At 61.6% G+C, this 15737-nt stretch carries 17 protein-coding genes and 2 tRNA genes; 10 read left to right on the plus strand and 9 right to left on the minus strand.

The features are described from left to right. Positions 1-108: 108 nt before the first annotated feature. The 3 genes from FJ977_RS16535 (at position 109) to FJ977_RS16545 (ending at position 4562) form a co-directional block, all read left to right on the plus strand. Complete coding sequence (locus FJ977_RS16535) at positions 109-2460, plus strand: xanthine dehydrogenase family protein molybdopterin-binding subunit (RefSeq protein WP_140773107.1); 2352 nt, start codon at positions 109-111, stop codon at positions 2458-2460. 12 nt (positions 2461-2472) lie between these two features. Then, complete coding sequence (locus FJ977_RS16540) at positions 2473-3270, plus strand: xanthine dehydrogenase family protein subunit M (RefSeq protein ID WP_140773108.1); 798 nt, start codon at positions 2473-2475, stop codon at positions 3268-3270. A gap of 269 nt (positions 3271-3539) precedes the next feature. Further along, positions 3540-4562 carry an acyltransferase gene (locus FJ977_RS16545; protein ID WP_140773109.1) on the plus strand — a complete coding sequence of 341 codons (1023 nt, stop codon included), beginning with the start codon at positions 3540-3542 and terminating at the stop codon, positions 4560-4562. Between the two features lie 70 nt (positions 4563-4632). Here the strand turns inward: FJ977_RS16545 and FJ977_RS16550 are convergent, their stop codons facing one another. The 3 genes from FJ977_RS16550 to FJ977_RS16560 form a co-directional block, all read right to left on the minus strand. Continuing rightward, positions 4633-5115 (minus strand): SRPBCC family protein, encoded by a 483-nt coding sequence (locus FJ977_RS16550; RefSeq protein WP_140773110.1) that lies wholly within the window; start codon positions 5113-5115, stop codon positions 4633-4635. Between the two features lie 68 nt (positions 5116-5183). Next, positions 5184-5672, minus strand: coding sequence for a GNAT family N-acetyltransferase (locus tag FJ977_RS16555; RefSeq protein WP_140773112.1), 489 nt, complete (start codon positions 5670-5672; stop codon positions 5184-5186). Continuing rightward, a complete protein-coding gene (locus tag FJ977_RS16560) occupies positions 5669-6427 on the minus strand; it encodes a copper homeostasis protein CutC (protein WP_181179897.1) in 759 nt (252 codons plus the stop codon). Before FJ977_RS16560 ends, FJ977_RS16555 begins: the two co-directional genes overlap by 4 nt. Before the next feature lie 273 nt (positions 6428-6700). Between FJ977_RS16560 and FJ977_RS16565 the strand changes: the two genes are divergently transcribed. Further along, a complete protein-coding gene (locus FJ977_RS16565) occupies positions 6701-7156 on the plus strand; it encodes a carboxymuconolactone decarboxylase family protein (RefSeq protein ID WP_140773114.1) in 456 nt (151 codons plus the stop codon). An 85-nt stretch (positions 7157-7241) separates the two neighbouring features. On the opposite strand, the gene FJ977_RS16570 is transcribed toward FJ977_RS16565, so the two are convergent. From FJ977_RS16570 to FJ977_RS16580, 3 genes are all read right to left on the minus strand, one after another. Continuing rightward, on the minus strand, positions 7242-7673 hold the full coding sequence (locus tag FJ977_RS16570) for a cupin domain-containing protein (RefSeq protein WP_140773115.1): 432 nt from the start codon (positions 7671-7673) through the stop codon (positions 7242-7244). Between the two features lie 129 nt (positions 7674-7802). Then, entirely contained in the window at positions 7803-8096 is a 294-nt protein-coding gene (locus tag FJ977_RS16575) for a hypothetical protein (protein ID WP_140773116.1), read from the minus strand. A gap of 317 nt (positions 8097-8413) precedes the next feature. Next, positions 8414-9547, minus strand: coding sequence for an acyltransferase (locus FJ977_RS16580; protein ID WP_140773117.1), 1134 nt, complete (start codon positions 9545-9547; stop codon positions 8414-8416). Positions 9548-10035: 488 nt separating this feature from the next. Here FJ977_RS16580 and FJ977_RS16585 point away from each other — a divergent pair, with 488 nt between their 5' ends. Then, complete coding sequence (locus FJ977_RS16585) at positions 10036-10230, plus strand: hypothetical protein (RefSeq protein ID WP_140773119.1); 195 nt, start codon at positions 10036-10038, stop codon at positions 10228-10230. Positions 10231-10376: 146 nt separating this feature from the next. On the opposite strand, the gene FJ977_RS16590 is transcribed toward FJ977_RS16585, so the two are convergent. Continuing rightward, positions 10377-10451: transfer RNA gene (locus FJ977_RS16590), tRNA-Asn, on the minus strand. Positions 10452-10673: 222 nt separating this feature from the next. Between FJ977_RS16590 and FJ977_RS16595 the strand changes: the two genes are divergently transcribed. Continuing rightward, on the plus strand, positions 10674-10934 hold the full coding sequence (locus FJ977_RS16595) for a hypothetical protein (protein ID WP_140773120.1): 261 nt from the start codon (positions 10674-10676) through the stop codon (positions 10932-10934). A 48-nt stretch (positions 10935-10982) separates the two neighbouring features. Here the strand turns inward: FJ977_RS16595 and FJ977_RS35820 are convergent, their stop codons facing one another. Further along, the gene (locus FJ977_RS35820; protein ID WP_181179899.1) at positions 10983-11201 is read right to left on the minus strand and encodes a hypothetical protein; all 219 of its coding nucleotides are present in this window, start codon (positions 11199-11201) and stop codon (positions 10983-10985) included. Positions 11202-11466: 265 nt separating this feature from the next. Here FJ977_RS35820 and FJ977_RS16600 point away from each other — a divergent pair. From FJ977_RS16600 to FJ977_RS16615, 4 genes are all read left to right on the plus strand, one after another. Continuing rightward, positions 11467-11540, plus strand: a tRNA-Cys gene (locus FJ977_RS16600). Between the two features lie 91 nt (positions 11541-11631). Further along, positions 11632-12300: a protein-L-isoaspartate O-methyltransferase gene (locus FJ977_RS16605; protein WP_140773122.1), complete on the plus strand. Its 669-nt coding sequence runs from the start codon at positions 11632-11634 to the stop codon at positions 12298-12300. Positions 12301-12468: 168 nt separating this feature from the next. Beyond that, a complete protein-coding gene (locus FJ977_RS16610) occupies positions 12469-13860 on the plus strand; it encodes a TolC family outer membrane protein (protein ID WP_181179901.1) in 1392 nt (463 codons plus the stop codon). A 216-nt stretch (positions 13861-14076) separates the two neighbouring features. Continuing rightward, positions 14077-14913: a PopZ family protein gene (locus FJ977_RS16615; RefSeq protein ID WP_140773124.1), complete on the plus strand. Its 837-nt coding sequence runs from the start codon at positions 14077-14079 to the stop codon at positions 14911-14913. 59 nt (positions 14914-14972) lie between these two features. On the opposite strand, the gene FJ977_RS16620 is transcribed toward FJ977_RS16615, so the two are convergent. Then, the gene (locus FJ977_RS16620; protein ID WP_140773126.1) at positions 14973-15605 is read right to left on the minus strand and encodes a VOC family protein; all 633 of its coding nucleotides are present in this window, start codon (positions 15603-15605) and stop codon (positions 14973-14975) included. Positions 15606-15737 lie beyond the last annotated feature (132 nt).

A 15737-nucleotide genomic window follows, 5' to 3' on the forward strand; every position in this document is an offset into this window, starting at 1 on the left:
GAGTGAGCAGTAGAGTAGTGAGTAGTCAGTAGCCGGTCTGAACCGGCGGCGATCTTCACTATTAACGTACTCGCTACTTCATACTCACCATTTCGGGAGGAATTTCTTATGGGCATTGAAGGTGTTGGCGCTCGGGTCGCGCGCAAGGAAGACAAAAGATTCATCACCGGCGCCGGCCGCTATGTCGACGACATGGTGGTTCCCGGCATGAAGCATGCGGCCTTCGTGCGCAGCCCGCACGCGCATGCGCAGATCAAGAAGATCGACGTCAAGAAGGCGCAAGCCATGCCCGGCGTCATCGGGGTTCTGACCGGCAAGGAGCTCAAGGCCGATGGCATCGGTAACCTGATCTGCGGCTGGATGATCCATTCCAAGGACGGTTCGCCGATGAAGATGGGCGCATGGTCGCCGCTGGCCTTCGACAAGGTTCGCTATGTCGGCGACGCGGTCGTCATCGTCGTCGCTGAGACCAAGGGCCAGGCACGCGATGCGGCCGAAGCGGTCGAGATCACCTACAAGGAACTGAAGGCGGTCGTCGACGCCTCGAAGGCGATGGACAAGGGCGCGCCGCAGATCCACCCGGAAGCCGACAACAACCTGATCTTCGACTGGGACATCGGCAACGCCGACGAGACGGCGGCTGCCTTCAAGAAGGCATCCCATGTCGTCAAGATGGACATCATCAACAACCGGCTTGTTCCCAACGCCATGGAGCCGCGGGCGGCTCTTGGCCACTACGACAAGGCCGAGGATCATTACACCTGCTGGACCACGTCGCAGAACCCGCATGTCGCGCGGCTGGTGATGAGCGCTTTCTACAATGTCGCGCCGGAGAACAAGCTGCGTGTCATAGCGCCGGATGTCGGCGGCGGCTTTGGCTCCAAGATCTACATCTATCCCGAAGAGATCGTCTGCCTGTGGGCGTCGAAGAAGACCGGTGTGCCGGTCAAATGGGTAGCCGACCGCACGGAGAGCTTCCTCACCGACGCGCATGGCCGCGACCATCACACCCATGCCGAAATGGCCTTTGATGCGAACCACAAGATACTTGGCCTGAAGGTGGAGACCAAAGCCAATCTCGGCGCCTACATGTCGCTGTTCTCGTCGGCGACGCCGACATACCTCTACGCGACGCTGTTGTCGGGCCAGTACAACATTCCGGCGATCCACGCCAATGTGAAGGCGATCTACACCAACACCGCGCCGGTCGACGCCTATCGCGGAGCGGGGCGTCCGGAAGCGACCTTCGTCATGGAGCGCATGATGGAAACCGCCGCTCGCCAGTTCGGTGTGTCGCCGGCAGAGTTGCGGCGCAAGAATTTCGTCACCTCGTTCCCGCACCAGACGCCGGTCATCATGTGCTATGACGCCGGCGACTATGCGGCTTCGCTCGATGCGGCCATGAAGGCTTCGGATTATGCCGGCTTTGCCAAGCGCAAGGCTGCCGCCGCCAAGAAGGGGCTGCTACGCGGCATCGGCATGAGTTGCTACATCGAGGCCTGCGGCATCGCGCCGTCGGCGGCGGTAGGCAGCCTTGGTGCCGGCGTCGGTCTTTGGGAATCGGCGGAGGTGCGGGTCAATGCTGTCGGCACGATCGAGGTGCTGACCGGCTCGCACAGCCACGGCCAGGGCCACGAAACCACGTTCGCGCAGCTGGTCAACGAACGTTTCGGGGTGCCGATCGATTCGGTTTCGATCGTCCATGGCGACACCGACAAGGTGCAGATGGGCATGGGCACCTATGGTTCGCGCTCGGGGGCGGTCGGCATGTCGGCCATCGTCAAGGCGCTCGACAAGGTTGAAGCCAAGGCCAAGAAGATCGCGGCTCATCTGCTCGAAGCAGACGAGGGCGATATCGTCATCGAGAATGGTGCGCTGAAGGTCGCCGGCACCGACAAGAACGTGCCGTGGTTCCAGATGGCGCTCGCCGCCTACACCGCTCACAATCTGCCGGGCGGCATGGAGCCCGGGCTGAAGGAGACGGCGTTCTACGATCCGTCGAATTTCACCTTCCCGGCGGGCTGCTACATCTGCGAGGTCGAGGTCGATCCGGAAACCGGCCTGACCGAGATTGTTCAATTCGTTGCCGCCGATGATTTCGGCAACATCATCAACCCGATGATCGTCGAAGGCCAGGTGCATGGCGGACTGGCGCAGGGCATCGGCCAGGCACTGCTGGAAGGCGCCCACTATGACGCCAGCGGACAGCTGCTGACGGCGAGCTACATGGATTACACCATGCCGCGCGCCGGCGATCTGCCGTCGTTCACGGTCTCGACCTCGAACACCCCATGCCCGGGCAACCCGCTTGGGATCAAGGGCTGCGGCGAGGCCGGCGCCATCGGCTCGCCGCCGGCGGTGATCAACGCCATCACCGACGCCATCGGCATCGCCGATATCGCCATGCCCGCTTCGCCGTCCACCGTGTGGGCCGCGATCCGCGCCGCGACGAAGCACTGAGGAGGAACAACCATGTACTCGGTCAACTATCACCGCGCCGCCTCGGTCACTGAAGCCGCCAAGCTTGTGAAGAGCGGCGACGCCAAGCTTTTGTCGGGGGGCATGACCTTGATCCCCGCCATGAAGACGCGGCTGGCGGCTCCTTCGGACCTCGTCGACCTCTCGCGCATCAAGGAACTGCATGGCGTCAAGGTATCGGGCAAGACGGTCACCATCGGTGCCGCCACGACCCATTATGATGTCGCCAATGACGAGAAGCTGCGGAAGGCGTGTCCGGCGCTTTCCCATCTGGCGTCGCTGATCGGCGACCCGGCCGTGCGCCACAAGGGCACGATCGGCGGCTCGATCGCCAACAACGATCCGGCGGCGGACTACCCGGCGGCCCTGCTGGCGCTGGGCGCCACCATTGTCACCAACAAACGCGAGATATCAGCCGACAAGTTCTTCAAGGGGCTGTTCGAAACGGCATTGAAGGACGGCGAGATCATCACCGCGGTCAGCTTCACCGCTCCGGCAAAGGCCGCTTACGAAAAATTCCGCAACCCGGCCTCGCGCTACGCGATCGTCGGCGTGTTCGTGGCCAAGGACAAGGATGGCGTCAGCGTTGCCGTCACCGGCGCCGGCGACGACGGTGTCTTTCGCTCGAAGGAAATCGAGGCGGCCCTTGCGAAGAGTTTCGACGCTGCATCGCTCGCGGGCGTCAAGGTGTCGGCCAAGAACCTGATGAGCGACATCCACGCCTCCGCCGACTATCGCGCAAATCTGATCGCGGTCATGGCCAAGCGCGCCGTGGCAGCCGCCAACGCCTGACACTGACGCGTTTCATGGTTTCACGGAAAGGGGCCATCGTGGCCCCTTTTTCGTGCGTCGCGGCCCAGTTGCTGATGGAATCAGCCGCAGCGCGACATCCTTTTGCTTGAAGCAATTCCGGGCCGTACCGGTCTGGAAACAGTATCGGCGGCAATCTCGCACTTGCACAAATTTATATTGCACTGCAGTATGGGCGTGGGCGGGAATGCGAGCCGGGTTCGGAACACGTACCGCCGTGCCCTTTCGCATGCCAATGCGAGAGGATCGGCATGTCCGAAATTTCCGCGACCCATATGGTTCCGTCCCGGGCCGTCGTAGACAGGTCGGCCAGGACAAGGTTGGCCTATCTCGATGGCTGGCGCGGCCTGTCGATCGCCCTGGTGTTGATCGGCCATTTTTTCCCGGTTCCCGGAATCAACCTCGGCGTGCTCGGCGTCGAGTTCTTCTTCGTGCTCAGCGGCCGGCTGATGGCCGAGATCCTGTTCATCGAACGGTATCCGCTGAAGAAGTTCTTCAAGCGCCGTTTCTCGCGCATCTATCCGGCGCTCCTGGTCTTCGTCATCGTTGCCATGATCGCGCTGTCCGGCACATTCATCGCCTTCAAATGGAAGGCGGCGCTGACGGCGCTGACATTCACCTACAATTACGCGGGAATCCTCGTCACCCGCGCCGGGGCGCTTGACCATATCTGGTCGCTCTGTGTCGAGGAGCACGCCTATGTCATCCTGGCGCTGATCAGCGCGACGGTCGTCAGCCGCAACCGCGTCCTCCCTTTGCTGGTGGCGCTGGCCTTGCTCGCCATGGCCAATGGCGCGGTGTCGTACTGGGTCTTCAACCTGGACTACGAGGCCACTTACTGGCGCACCGATGTGCACATCGCATCAATCCTGCTGTCGGCCTCTATCTGCCTGCTCAAGGCCGAGGGCAGGCTGCCGGACGTGCTGAAAGGGCCTTATGTCGCCCTGGCAGCGGCGGCTGGCGCGGTTTTCCTGTTCGTGGACGCGGTGCCGACGCCGATCCATTATCTCCTGGCCACGCCGCTGCTGGCGTTGGCCGTCAACGCGCTCGATTTCAGCAGCCGGATTTTTTCCGGTCTGCTGTCGTCCTGGCCAATGACGACATTGGGCCTGTGGTCATATTCGCTCTATCTGTGGCAGCAGCCATTCTACAAATTCGTCTATGAGCAAGGCAGCAACCCCTGGCTGATGCTGGCCGGCGCCTTCGCCTGCGCGCTCTGCAGCTACTACCTCATCGAGCGTCCAGCGCGTGAATGGCTCAACCGCAACTGGTGAGTACGGCAAGGCAGTTGCGGCGGGGCGGACATCGTGGCTGCAACCGGCCGGCCGAATTTCGGTTTGGCGGTCAAGCGGCTCTGTTTTTCGCCATCAGACAACGGCGCAGGCCGGCTTCGCCGCGCGGCGTGGTCCAGCGATGGTTCCATGCGAAGGCCGGCCGCAGCAACGGTGCGAGGAATTTGAGGATGGGCCTCTCGACCGTGACTTGCCAGGTCAGCTGAACATGGGTGCCGGGGCCTGAGGGCTGCAGTTCGGCCCGCCATAATCCGTCGAAATCGCCAAAGGTTTTCACTACCACCAGCCGGCCGGGCTCGAGTTCGGCGGCCTCGATGATGAAGTTCAGTTCATAGGGCAGGGCGCCGCGAGCACGCGCCCTTGCCCGCGAACCGACTGACGCCTTGCCCTTGGCGTCGAGCGGCACGACTTCCTTGTAGACGTCGCCCCACCATAGCGGCAGCAACTCGGCGTCGGAGATCACGTCCCACACTTGCCGAGGTGTGCCTTCGGGAATGTGCCAGCTTTCGTCGAAGCGGAAGACGTTGCTTGGCATCGCTGTTCCTCCGGTTGGCGGAACGGCTATATTAGTTGCCGCTTCATTGTGTGGCCAGCGCTAGCGGATCAAGCGACGATCCGCCTGACGTAGTAGCGCACGGCTTTCTTGCCGCCATGGATGACCGCGTCGCCGACTTCGGCGAAACCGAGAGCGGCGTGGAAGGCATCAGACGCCGGGTTGGGCGGGTCGATGTTGACCTCGCAGGTGACCAGCGTGTAGCCGGCGCGCTCCGCATGCTCGAACAGATCCTGATAGAGCCGGCGCGCGTGGCCGCGGCCCCTTGCGTGCGCCGCCACGACGACGCGGTCGACATAGATGAAGCGTTCATAGCGCTCGCGGAACCAGACGAAATTCGGGCTGTCGTAGTTGGCTTCCTGGTCGAAGGTCATGATGAAGGCTTCGAGATCGCCGATGCGCCGCGCGTAGAATGCCTCGCCAAGCAGGAACGACAGCCGCTCGGCTTCAAGCCAGGAGAGTTCCGCTGCATGTTCGTTGTTGAGCGCCAGTATGGCCGCTTCGTCGTCCGGCGCTATGCGGTCTATCGGAGAGGTCATGCCTTGGCCGCCGCGATCGTCGCCGCCACCAGCGGTGTGTCGGTCAATGTGTTGCGGTATTCGCGGTCGAGATCGGAGCCGCCCATGCCGACCTTGGGATTGCGGTAACCCATGGCGCTTGGCACATCCTTCAGTGCCGCGAAATGCATCTCGGCCAGGCCGGTCTTTTTGCGCACCTCGGCGATGTTGGCGAGATCGAGCCCGCCGCAGCCGAGGATGACTATGCGGTCGCCCGCTTGCCGCACCAGATCGGCCAGCAATGGCAGGCCTTCGATCGCGGTGTCGCGCTGGCCGCTGGTCAGCACGCGGCCGACCTTGCGGCGGATCAGCGCCTCCAGCGCCTCGCTGGGATCGCGTGTCATGTCGAAGGCGCGGTGGCAGGTGACGTTCAGGGACCCGGCAGCCTGCGTCAGCTCGCCCATGCGCTTCTCGTCGATGGTGCCGTCGGCGTTCAGGCAGCCGAACACCACGCCGGCCACACCGAGATCGCGCAGCGCGGCGACGTCGGCGAGCATCGAGCCGTATTCGGTCTCGCTGTAGAGAAAATCGCCACCGCGCGGCCGCACCATGACATGAAACGGCACCGTCGCCTGGTCCAGCGCCGCGCGCACGGTGCCGAGGCTCGGTGTGATGCCGCCTTCGACCAGGCTGGCGCACAGTTCGACCCGATCGGCGCCGGCAGCCTGCGCGGCGAGCAGGCCATCGATGCCTTCGACACAGATTTCGATCAGCGGCGGGCGGGTTTGTGTGGTCAAGGGGCGATCCTGTCCATGATGGTGCGCAATGCCCTAGCACCCGGGCGGCCAACGCGAAAGCGTGAACGAAACAAAGCCATTTGGACCAGGCGCCATTTCCCTGCTTGACAGTCATATAACCGTATAGTTATGAATTAGACCCATAGCTGATGGGTTATTGATTGACCTTCTGCGATCCGGCGGCCGCCGAAATTTCATCAAATCGAAGCTGGATGCGCGGCATCCGGGCTCGGCAAAACATGCCCTGCGAAACGCCTTCAATGGAGAAAGACCATGCAAGCTCGAATTAAGAACCCAGTGATGCTCATCCCGGGCGCCCTGCAAGCGCTGCTGGCCCTGGACAAGTCGACGGAGGCGGCCGATGTGCCTTATGTGACGCGCAAGCTCATTCATCTGCGCGCCAGCCAGATCAACAATTGCGCCGTCTGCGTCGACATGCACGCGCGCGAACTGAAAAAAGCCGGTGAAAAGGACGAGCGCATCTTTGCGCTGGCCGCATGGCGCGAGACGCCGTACTTCACCGATGCCGAACGGGCGGCCCTGGCGCTGGCCGAGGCAGGCACAAGGCTCGCCGACCGCCCGGACGCCGTGCCGGACGATGTCTGGGACGAAGCCGCCAGGCACTATGATGAAAAGGCGCTTGCCGCCTTGGTTGTCCAGATCGCCTTGATCAACGCCTTCAATCGGCTGAATGCGACGACTCGACAGATGGTCGGAGCCTGGGGCTGAGCGCTCTTTGAAACGCTTGGGGCAGGGTGGTGTCCGCGACGGCAGGGGAAAGCGGATTGCTTTTCCGCTTTCGGGGCATGGGCGGCTACTGCCGCAATTCCGTATTCTTGGCGCCTTCCTCGACCTGATCGATCACCAGGAGCTTGACCGGGCCATCGCCGACATTGGTGGCTTGATGCCACTGCCCGATCATTTCGATGATGAAATCGCCTGTCTTGTAGATGTTGCTGTTGCCGGTCTCGACATTGGTGACCTTCAGCGTTCCGGCCTCGACATAGGCATAGCGCGGAAAGGGGTGCCGGTGCACCGGCAAGGTCGCGCCCGGCGCGATATCATAGGTCGACACCAGCATCTGCACGTTCTTTTGCGGCAGCGTGATCGGCTGGCCGGACGCGGTCGTCGTGCGCGATGCAAGCGGTGTCACCACGACGGGCGTGCCGCTGCTGTCGAGTGCGAGAGCACAATTTGCATAAAGTGCGGCTGCGGACAGCAGCACCGATGCCAGGATCTTCCGCATGATTCCTCCCTGAACCGGCGCATCTATCGCGCGACGGATATCCAAGCGCAAGCGCCGTGAGGTGCTGATGGACACCTCCAGATCGGGGAAAACGTCAATCCATGCGGGATTGCAAATGCGAATCCGCGATCACTCGGAAACTTGAGGCGAGGGCTGTTCGCACCGATAGACCATGCATTGACCGCCGCTGGTCGGAACATAGGCTACCATCGGTATGAACGGAGCATCGCATTCATCGCCGAATTGTCTGATGTAGCGGTCATAGGTGTTCGGCCCGGTGCTCAGCACCACCGCATGCTGGCTCTGGATGAGCGCCTGGGTCTGCGCGCAGGTCATCTTGCGCGTGTCCGGCCTGGCGCTGGCGAAGCTTGTAGCGGCAACCATCATCGCTGCCGCGCAGAGCACAATCTTGCAGATGGGCATGACGACATCCTCGCGAAACATCGGAGCGGCAAATTCGCATCTTGCGAGGGGGGTCGGCAATGGTCGCGCTGTCACAATGCAGCGAGCCGGACCGCGACCGATAAGCCGTGCCTGTTTTGCCTAAACTTCAAATGTTTGACGCGCTTGCCGACTTTGTCGCGTCGGCTGTGAGAGCAAATGCTGCTCGGGAAGCCAGGGCTGCTATCGAGGCTGAAGCCCAAGCCGCTCGCCGCAGCCGTTGAGGCCGAAGCCGTGCGCCTTGCCGACACGCAGGCGCTGATAGCTGCGGCCATCTAGGCGGCCCTTGCCGCGAAGAACTAGGCAAGGGCAGTGACCCTGCTGCGGAAACGCTCCTTCATCAGCAGTGCGGGAGTTTCGATGTACTTGAATGACATGCCTGCCATGGCATAGGAGACGGGCGCCAGGATGAATAAACCGATTGCTTGCTTTTCTCCGACAGACAGTGCGGTTCCGAACTTGTGCACCGTCAAATACCAGATCGGGTAATGGTAGAGGTAAAGACCGTAAGATATTTTGCCTGTGTAGACGAGCCAGTCAGCCGACATTGCTATGTGCATGCGCGAGCCTGCATTTGACGAAAGATGGAGCACGATGACGGCGACCGACGCAACAACAAACGGCTGCTTCCAGGCGAGGTAGTCGGCAGGCAACAGCAGCACAAGAATGATTACCATGACGCCAGCGGGCGCCGCCAACCAAAGCAACCGCTTGAACTGTTCCGATATCCTGGCGTGCGCGACGATGATGGCGGGCAGCGCTCCGGCAAATATCGCGTCCGCGCGAGTGTGGAATGCTGCAGAGACCCACATCTCCGGCGCGCCACGGGCCACCAACATGTAGCGGTTCACCTGTATTGCCAGAACCAAAAACAGCACACCGGCAAAAATCGCCGTGAAGTTCCGGACGCGACCAATCAGGAAGAGGAGCGCTATCGGCCAGATAAGATAGAACTGCTCTTCTATTGCCAGCGACCAAGTGTGCCCGAACTCAAACATATTCCACCGATCTGTGGCGCGCACCCAGTTGCTCACATAAAAGATAGCGGCAGGAATTGATCGCAGGATGATGTTGCGGGGGAATATCCCAAATGCGAGATCGATTGCGCCGAAAACAAAAACACAGACGAGCAGAGCTGGCGCCAACCGCAGGACTCGGCGGGCATAGAAATTGGCAAAGCTGACGGTGCCTGTGTCGGCAATTTCGCGAAGCAGCAGCGAAGTGATTAGAAAACCACTCAAAACGAAGAAGATGTCGACACCGAGATTGCCTTTGGTGATGCCGAAAAGTCCGTCAAAGTGAGAGCACATCACGACTAGCACTGCGCACCCGCGAAGTCCGTCCAGTGAAGGAATCCGCTGGCGTTCTACAGTCGCTAGAGCATCGGCAGGCGCTGATCTCGGGAACAGTCTTTCTGCAAGCGACTTAAGCAATCGGGGTCTCCCAATTGGAAAATTGGGCGCAACCTATTCGCGGTCATGGTTCATGACAACTGAAAGAAAAGGCAGAAAACAACTTCTGCGGACTTTAGATGGACTAAACCAACTCGTCCTTCCTGTGGCAAAGTGCGTCACACGGATGAAGTCCTGATCGGTAGGCTCCCGGCCTAGCCCATCCTTCACTGGTCCCCAGGCAGCAGCGGCTTCAGACATGCTGCCGCTCTCAATCTCGACGCGCCTGATGGCTTTGCCGGCGTGCATCAACACATCATTTGAGGATGAAGTAGAGCGGGACGAGAATCGCGAATGCCGCGACAGCGGCGAGAAACAGGTCTGTGGTCATGAGCCCCCGCTCGGAATTCCATGACCATCTCCCACATCTAATTTGGCTAAAATGCAAGGCGTCACATCGCCCCGATGGGAACGGAAGCGGGGGGGCGAAGTTTACTGATCGCTAATGCGACCTTGCGCGGAGGTGGCAAATGAAAACAGCGGTTGGACCCGACACAGTCGACGTGGCCATGGTGGTCGAGGCGATGCTGGGTGAACATGACTTCCAATCCATGGCCGAATTTATCGAATTGCTTCGCCAAAGGACGGGAACGGAACGTTCTGACGCGGATTTGAAAGCTTTGATCTTGAAGAAGGCGGCAGTGCTTGGTGTCGTTGTAGAGTGAGACGCCCGACGTTCGGGTACGGTGAGCACCCTGAAAACTGGTCGATTCTCTCGCGCCGGCACTGGATTGTTGCCCCGAACATTGCACAAGGCAGAGCTTGGCACTGTTGAGTGCGCTCTAACATATCATAAGTGCATGGAAATGATTGGCTCCCCGGGCCGGATTCGAACCAGCGACCAACCGGTTAACAGCCGGTTGCTCTACCACTGAGCTACCGGGGAACGGAGGCTCTTTCAGCAAGTGGCGCAGCCTATAGCAAACCCCTTTCGGCTTTGCAAAGAAGCATTTCGTATTTTTCCGAGACTTTTTCGCGCGGCGGTTTCTCGCAATCGATGGTGTCCGCCCTCATATTAGCCGTCTTGGCGACGGGCGCGGAACCGATAGGGCGGTCGCGGCTTTCGTAAACTGACATTATCGAGCCACCAGATGGGCAGCCATTCGCGATGACGGCAGCAGACGAAAACCGGATACCGGCACGAAAGATCTCGATTTTCGGGCGCGAGTTCACCATGCCGCAGTCGCGGGGCCTCAGAATCACGATCGGTGTTCTTTTGACCATGGGCGGCATTCTCGGGTTTCTGCCGATTCTTGGCTTCTGGATGGTTCCGATCGGACTGCTGGTGCTTTCTTATGAATTCGCCATGGTGCGGCGCCATCGCCGTCGCCTCGTCGTGTGGTGGGAGCGGCGGCGGCGTCCGGACTGAACGACGGTCACCGAGCCGCGTCCTTGACCGGGCCGACCTGCCGGCGCGTCATGCCCTTGTTCGAGTTTCGGATTTTCGCGAATCCGCTTGCCGGTCCGCACTTCTTTCCAGGTCCTCGCGGATTTCCCTGAGAATGGCGGCAGCCGAGGCGAGGCGCGCGCGGTCACGCGGCGAGAGCTTGGCGGCGCCGTCTATCGCAAGGCAGTCGATGGCATGCCGCAGCAACTCCTCGCACACCGATCGCGACAAGCCGTCCCAGGCGTTCATTGCGTTGTTGTTCGGGGCGTTGTTCGGCTTGCAGGCAGCATGGAACAGTCCTCCCGTTTCTCAACGACGGCCGGGGGCGTGGAGTTTCGCGTGATCTGCTGTTATATCTAATCCCGTGCTAATATGCGTCGTGATCACCGTGGCCGCGACGCCCGATGTGGGGGTAAGGATTCATTCAGAGGAAACCGCGAGGAATGCATGGAGGCCGCTTGACGCCATTTTCGCCGCAACCTATTGGAACCGGGTGGAACGCCGGGAGCAATGAGGCCTCGTGGCGGAGTGGTTACGCAGAGGACTGCAAATCCTTGCACCCCGGTTCGATTCCGGGCGAGGCCTCCAATGCCCCAGGCTCCCGCGCAAAAGCGCCGGGGCCTGAAGTTCCAGTCGAAATGAGCCGCGTTTTCGACGCGGCAAGCGGATTGGTTGGAACATGAGCGCTGATTTCTCCGAGCTTCGCGTCAAGATGGTCGACGGTCAGGTTCGCACCACCGACGTGACCAGCGCCCCGTTGCTGGAAGCCTTGCTTTCCGTGCCGCGCGAGCTCTTCGTCGGCGACCGACAGCGCGATCTCGCCTATATCGATGAGGACATCCGCATCGGCGGCGGCGCCGATGGCGCGCGCTATCTCATGGAAGCATCACCGCTGGCCAAGCTGATGCAACTGGCCGAGATCAACCCGACCGATTCGGCGCTCGATGTCGGCAGCGGCAGCGGCTATGCCTCGGCCATCCTGTCGCGGCTGGCGAGATCCGTCGTTGCGCTCGAAAGCGATTCGGTGCTGGCGCAAATGGCGGAGTCGACCCTTTCCGGCCTGGGCTGCGGCAATGTGACCGTGGTCCAGGGCGCGCTGGCGCAAGGTCATGCGGCCAAGGCACCCTATGACGTCATCTTCATCGGCGGCAGCGTCGAGAAAGTGCCGGCGCCGCTGCTCGATCAGCTCGCCGATGGTGGCCGACTCGTCGCGGTCGAAGGGCAGGGCAATTCCGGTGTGGCGCGACTTTTTTTCAAGGCTGGGGGGGTTGTAACCGGGAGACGGGCATTTAATGCGGCAATTAAGCCACTACCCGGATTCGAACGTGAGCATGCTTTCGAATTCTGAATGGTTTGGCCTTGCAGCAAAGGCTTTGTCATGGTCGCTTGCATTTGAACAATCGTTGCTGATCCCGGACTGGGGGCACTTTGGGACCGAGCGACAGGGAACATCGAAACACGTCACTCCGGCTACTCCTGTGAGAAGCTGGCGCGGCGCGGTTCCCATGGAAAACGAATGAGGGATATACCCGTGCCGTCTGTATCCAAGACCCTTTTTGCCGCTGTCCTTGTTTCCGCGACCGCGCTGTCTCCACTGACCGCCTCTGCGGAAACCATCACCGGCGCGCTCGCCAAGGCCTATCAGAATAATTCCTCGCTGAATGCGTCCCGTGCCGGCGTGCGCGTCACCGATGAAGGCGTGGCCATCGCCAAGTCCGGCTGGCGCCCAACCATCGCCGGATCCGCCGACGCCAATTATGTGAACACGCGCGCCAGCGGCGCCAACAGCAAGACGTCGTCGGCCAGCGTCGGCATCACCATCAACCAGACCCTGTTCGACGGCTTTCAGACCAGGAACAACGTGGCGGCCGCGGAATCCCAGGTGAAGGCGTCGGTGGAGAGCCTGCGCAACACCGAAGAGAACACGCTGTTCAGTGCGGCCACGGCCTATATGGATGTGATCCGCGATCGGCAGATCGCCGTGCTGACCGAACAGAACCTGCAGTTCCTGACCGAGCAGGCGCGCGCCGCGCGCTCGCGTTTCGAGGTTGGCGAGGGCACGCGCACTGATGTCGCCCAGGCCGACGCGTCGCGCGCCTCGGCGGTGGCCTCGCTCAGTGCCGCCCGTGCGCAGGCGTTGGCCAGCGCTGCAACCTATCACCAGGTGGTCGGCGACGAGCCGGGCAAGCTCAAGCCCGCTTCGCCATTGGGGAAACTGTTGCCGGCGAGCCTCAATTCGGCGATTGCAATTGGTTCGGCCGAACATCCGGCTATCCTCGCGACCCAGCATCTGGTCGACGCGGCCGCGTTTTCGGTGAAGTCGGCGGAAGGCGCGCTGTTGCCGCAGCTTTCCGCATCGGCCGGCATCTCGGATGACTATCTCAATCGCAATCCGAACGTCGGAACGAACGGCAATTCGACGTCGGCCAATATCGGCGCGACGCTGACCATTCCGATCTATTCTGGCGGGCGGACATCGGCGGTGGTGCGGCAGAACAAGGAATCGCTTGGCGAGGCCCGCATCCAGGTCGATGTCAGCCGTGACCAGGTGCGCCAGGCCGTCGCCACCGCATGGTCGCAGTACACCGCCGCCCAACAGAGCGTCTCCGCCAACAAGCAGGTGATCGATGCCGCGCAACTGGCGCTGAACGGCGTTATCGAGGAGCGCAATGTCGGCCAACGCACCACGCTCGACGTGCTCAACGCGCAGGCCGCCGTCATCACCGCCAAGATCAACCAGGCCAATTCCGAACACGATGTGGTCGTGGCAAGCTATGCCATCCTGTCGGCGATGGGCCGCCTGTCGGTCGACCGGCTCGGCTTGCCGGTGACCAAGTACAAGCCCGAAGAGCACTACAACGCCGTCAAGGACAAGTGGATCGGCGTGCGGACGCCGGATGGCCGCTAAGGCCATCGGCTGGAATTCTCGCTTTCTGCCAGGACGGGATTTTTTTAAAAACCCGTCCAGCTTTTTTCGGCTTCACGCTCTAATCTGTTGAAATCCCACGTGTCCCCAGATTGGGGATTCTCGTTCGGCGATCCGTCGGTTACGCTGTCGCCATGATTCGAATCCGGCTTTGCCGGAGTGGAAGTCTGCAGGGTCACCAGGGCGGCGGAAGTGACGATGGCAACGGCAAGCAGCGCACAGCGCGAACCCTCCATGGAAGAGATACTGGCTTCCATCAGGAGGATCATCGAGGATAGCGATAACGGCCGCAAGCAGCCCGGCGAGGCCGATGAGCTGCGGCAGGATCTGGAGCCTTCGCCGAGCGAAGCTCCGGCGGCGGACGTCGATGCGTTTCGCGCCGAACTCAATGCTGCCCCCGAGGTCAGGAAGCCGGTCGCGCTGGCGGAAGTCCAAGCGCCGTCGCCCGAGCCGGTGATCGCGCGCATGGAATCGCAGACGCGCGCCGATCCTGTGCTGGTCAGGCCGTCGATGACACTTGCAGAGGTCAGTGCCAGGGTCGCCGAGCCGGCGCCTGCCGCCAGGATCGACGCGCCACCGGCCCCAGAGGCCAGCGCGACAAGCGATACCATCGTTGCCGATTGGCGGCGCGAGATCGCCGCGGTTGGAGAGCAGGCGAAGGCGATGCCGGACAGGAGCATCCGCAAGCCGGTTGCCCAGCCCGAGGCCCCGGCGAGCGAACCGGTGGTGGAGGGTGCGTTCGGACGGCCTTCTTCGAGCGACGCTTCGGCCGGCACCGCCCAGGCATATGCTGCGGCAAATGAAGCGCCTTCGGCTCGTCCGGCAATTCTTTCCGAACATACGGGCCGGCAGGTCGCCGCGGCCTTTGGCGAGCTGTCCGATGCCTTTGCCAGCCGCAGCAAGAAAACGTTCGACGAGATGGCCGAGGAGATGCTGCGGCCGATGCTGCAGGACTGGCTGGACAACAATCTGCCGACGCTGGTCGAGCGCCTGGTGCGCGAAGAAATCGAGCGTGTCGCGCGCGGCGCGCAGTAATCTCCTCGAACGATCACTCTCGAAACGCCGCCCATGAGGCGGCGTTTTTGTCGATGAGGTCAGCCCGCGCTGGTCGCGAAGCAGATGAGATTGCCGTCGGGATCCCTGACGATGAACGTGCGGGCGCCCCAGGGTTCGGTCCGCAATGTCTGGTGGAACGGGGCCGTGGCCGCCTGGTACTCCAGAAACAGAGCCTTGATGTTGTCGACAACGATCGTCGCCGCCAGGAGGTCATCGGTCGAACTGGCGGCGAGTGGAGGCTTGTCGACATGGCGCAGGTTGAGCCGTGCGCCATCGCGGATAATTTGGGCGTAGAAGGGCGGCTCGCCATAGGTGAAGCGCGTCTCGAAGCCGAGCTTTTCCCGGTAGAAACTGCAGGCCGCTGCGATGTCGCGGACAAAGAGCTGTGGCTCGGCAAAGGCGAGATGCGGCTTTACGGCGTCTGTTGCTGCATGATCGGTCACGGTTTGAAGGCCTTCCTTCAGCGCCTGCCAGCTCTCGAAACCTGACTTCCTGGCGACGAGTTCCTGGGCATCGGCCAACTTGAAGTCGTGATCGAGGATTTGGCTGTCGCTGAAATGGCGAAAACGCGGCAAAAGCCATCCAATCACAGCGGCGACGGGATAATACCGTTCGCGGTGCCATTTGAGATAGAGCTTGGCCTGTTTCTTGTGATGTTCGAGTGTCGGCATGGGCGCATTGCGGGGTTAAGGTGGCGTAGGCGGGCAATGCCCCTCCGGCCGGAAGCCGATGCGCCCTACAGCAGCATCTACAAGGTATTGCCGGGACGGCCGCGGGTCAAGGCGCGTGCGCCGCGCGGCATG

The organism is Mesorhizobium sp. B2-1-3A, assembly GCF_006442655.1.
Classification (GTDB): Bacteria; Pseudomonadota; Alphaproteobacteria; order Rhizobiales; family Rhizobiaceae; genus Mesorhizobium.

Coding starts and splice junctions, on each gene's coding strand:
- FJ977_RS16540 (WP_140773108.1), top strand. CDS start 2,473: ATGTACTCGGTCAACTATCACCGCGCCGCCTCGGTCACTGAAGCCGCC.
- FJ977_RS16550 (WP_140773110.1), bottom strand. CDS start 5,115: ATGCCAAGCAACGTCTTCCGCTTCGACGAAAGCTGGCACATTCCCGAA.
- FJ977_RS16585 (WP_140773119.1), top strand. CDS start 10,036: ATGAAAACAGCGGTTGGACCCGACACAGTCGACGTGGCCATGGTGGTC.
- FJ977_RS16595 (WP_140773120.1), top strand. CDS start 10,674: ATGACGGCAGCAGACGAAAACCGGATACCGGCACGAAAGATCTCGATT.
- FJ977_RS16620 (WP_140773126.1), bottom strand. CDS start 15,605: ATGCCGACACTCGAACATCACAAGAAACAGGCCAAGCTCTATCTCAAA.
- FJ977_RS16570 (WP_140773115.1), bottom strand. CDS start 7,673: ATGCGGAAGATCCTGGCATCGGTGCTGCTGTCCGCAGCCGCACTTTAT.
- FJ977_RS16605 (WP_140773122.1), top strand. CDS start 11,632: ATGAGCGCTGATTTCTCCGAGCTTCGCGTCAAGATGGTCGACGGTCAG.
- FJ977_RS16575 (WP_140773116.1), bottom strand. CDS start 8,096: ATGCCCATCTGCAAGATTGTGCTCTGCGCGGCAGCGATGATGGTTGCC.
- FJ977_RS16545 (WP_140773109.1), top strand. CDS start 3,540: ATGTCCGAAATTTCCGCGACCCATATGGTTCCGTCCCGGGCCGTCGTA.
- FJ977_RS16555 (WP_140773112.1), bottom strand. CDS start 5,672: ATGACCTCTCCGATAGACCGCATAGCGCCGGACGACGAAGCGGCCATA.
- FJ977_RS16610 (WP_181179901.1), top strand. CDS start 12,469: ATGAGGGATATACCCGTGCCGTCTGTATCCAAGACCCTTTTTGCCGCT.
- FJ977_RS16615 (WP_140773124.1), top strand. CDS start 14,077: ATGGCAACGGCAAGCAGCGCACAGCGCGAACCCTCCATGGAAGAGATA.
- FJ977_RS16565 (WP_140773114.1), top strand. CDS start 6,701: ATGCAAGCTCGAATTAAGAACCCAGTGATGCTCATCCCGGGCGCCCTG.
- FJ977_RS35820 (WP_181179899.1), bottom strand. CDS start 11,201: ATGAACGCCTGGGACGGCTTGTCGCGATCGGTGTGCGAGGAGTTGCTG.
- FJ977_RS16535 (WP_140773107.1), top strand. CDS start 109: ATGGGCATTGAAGGTGTTGGCGCTCGGGTCGCGCGCAAGGAAGACAAA.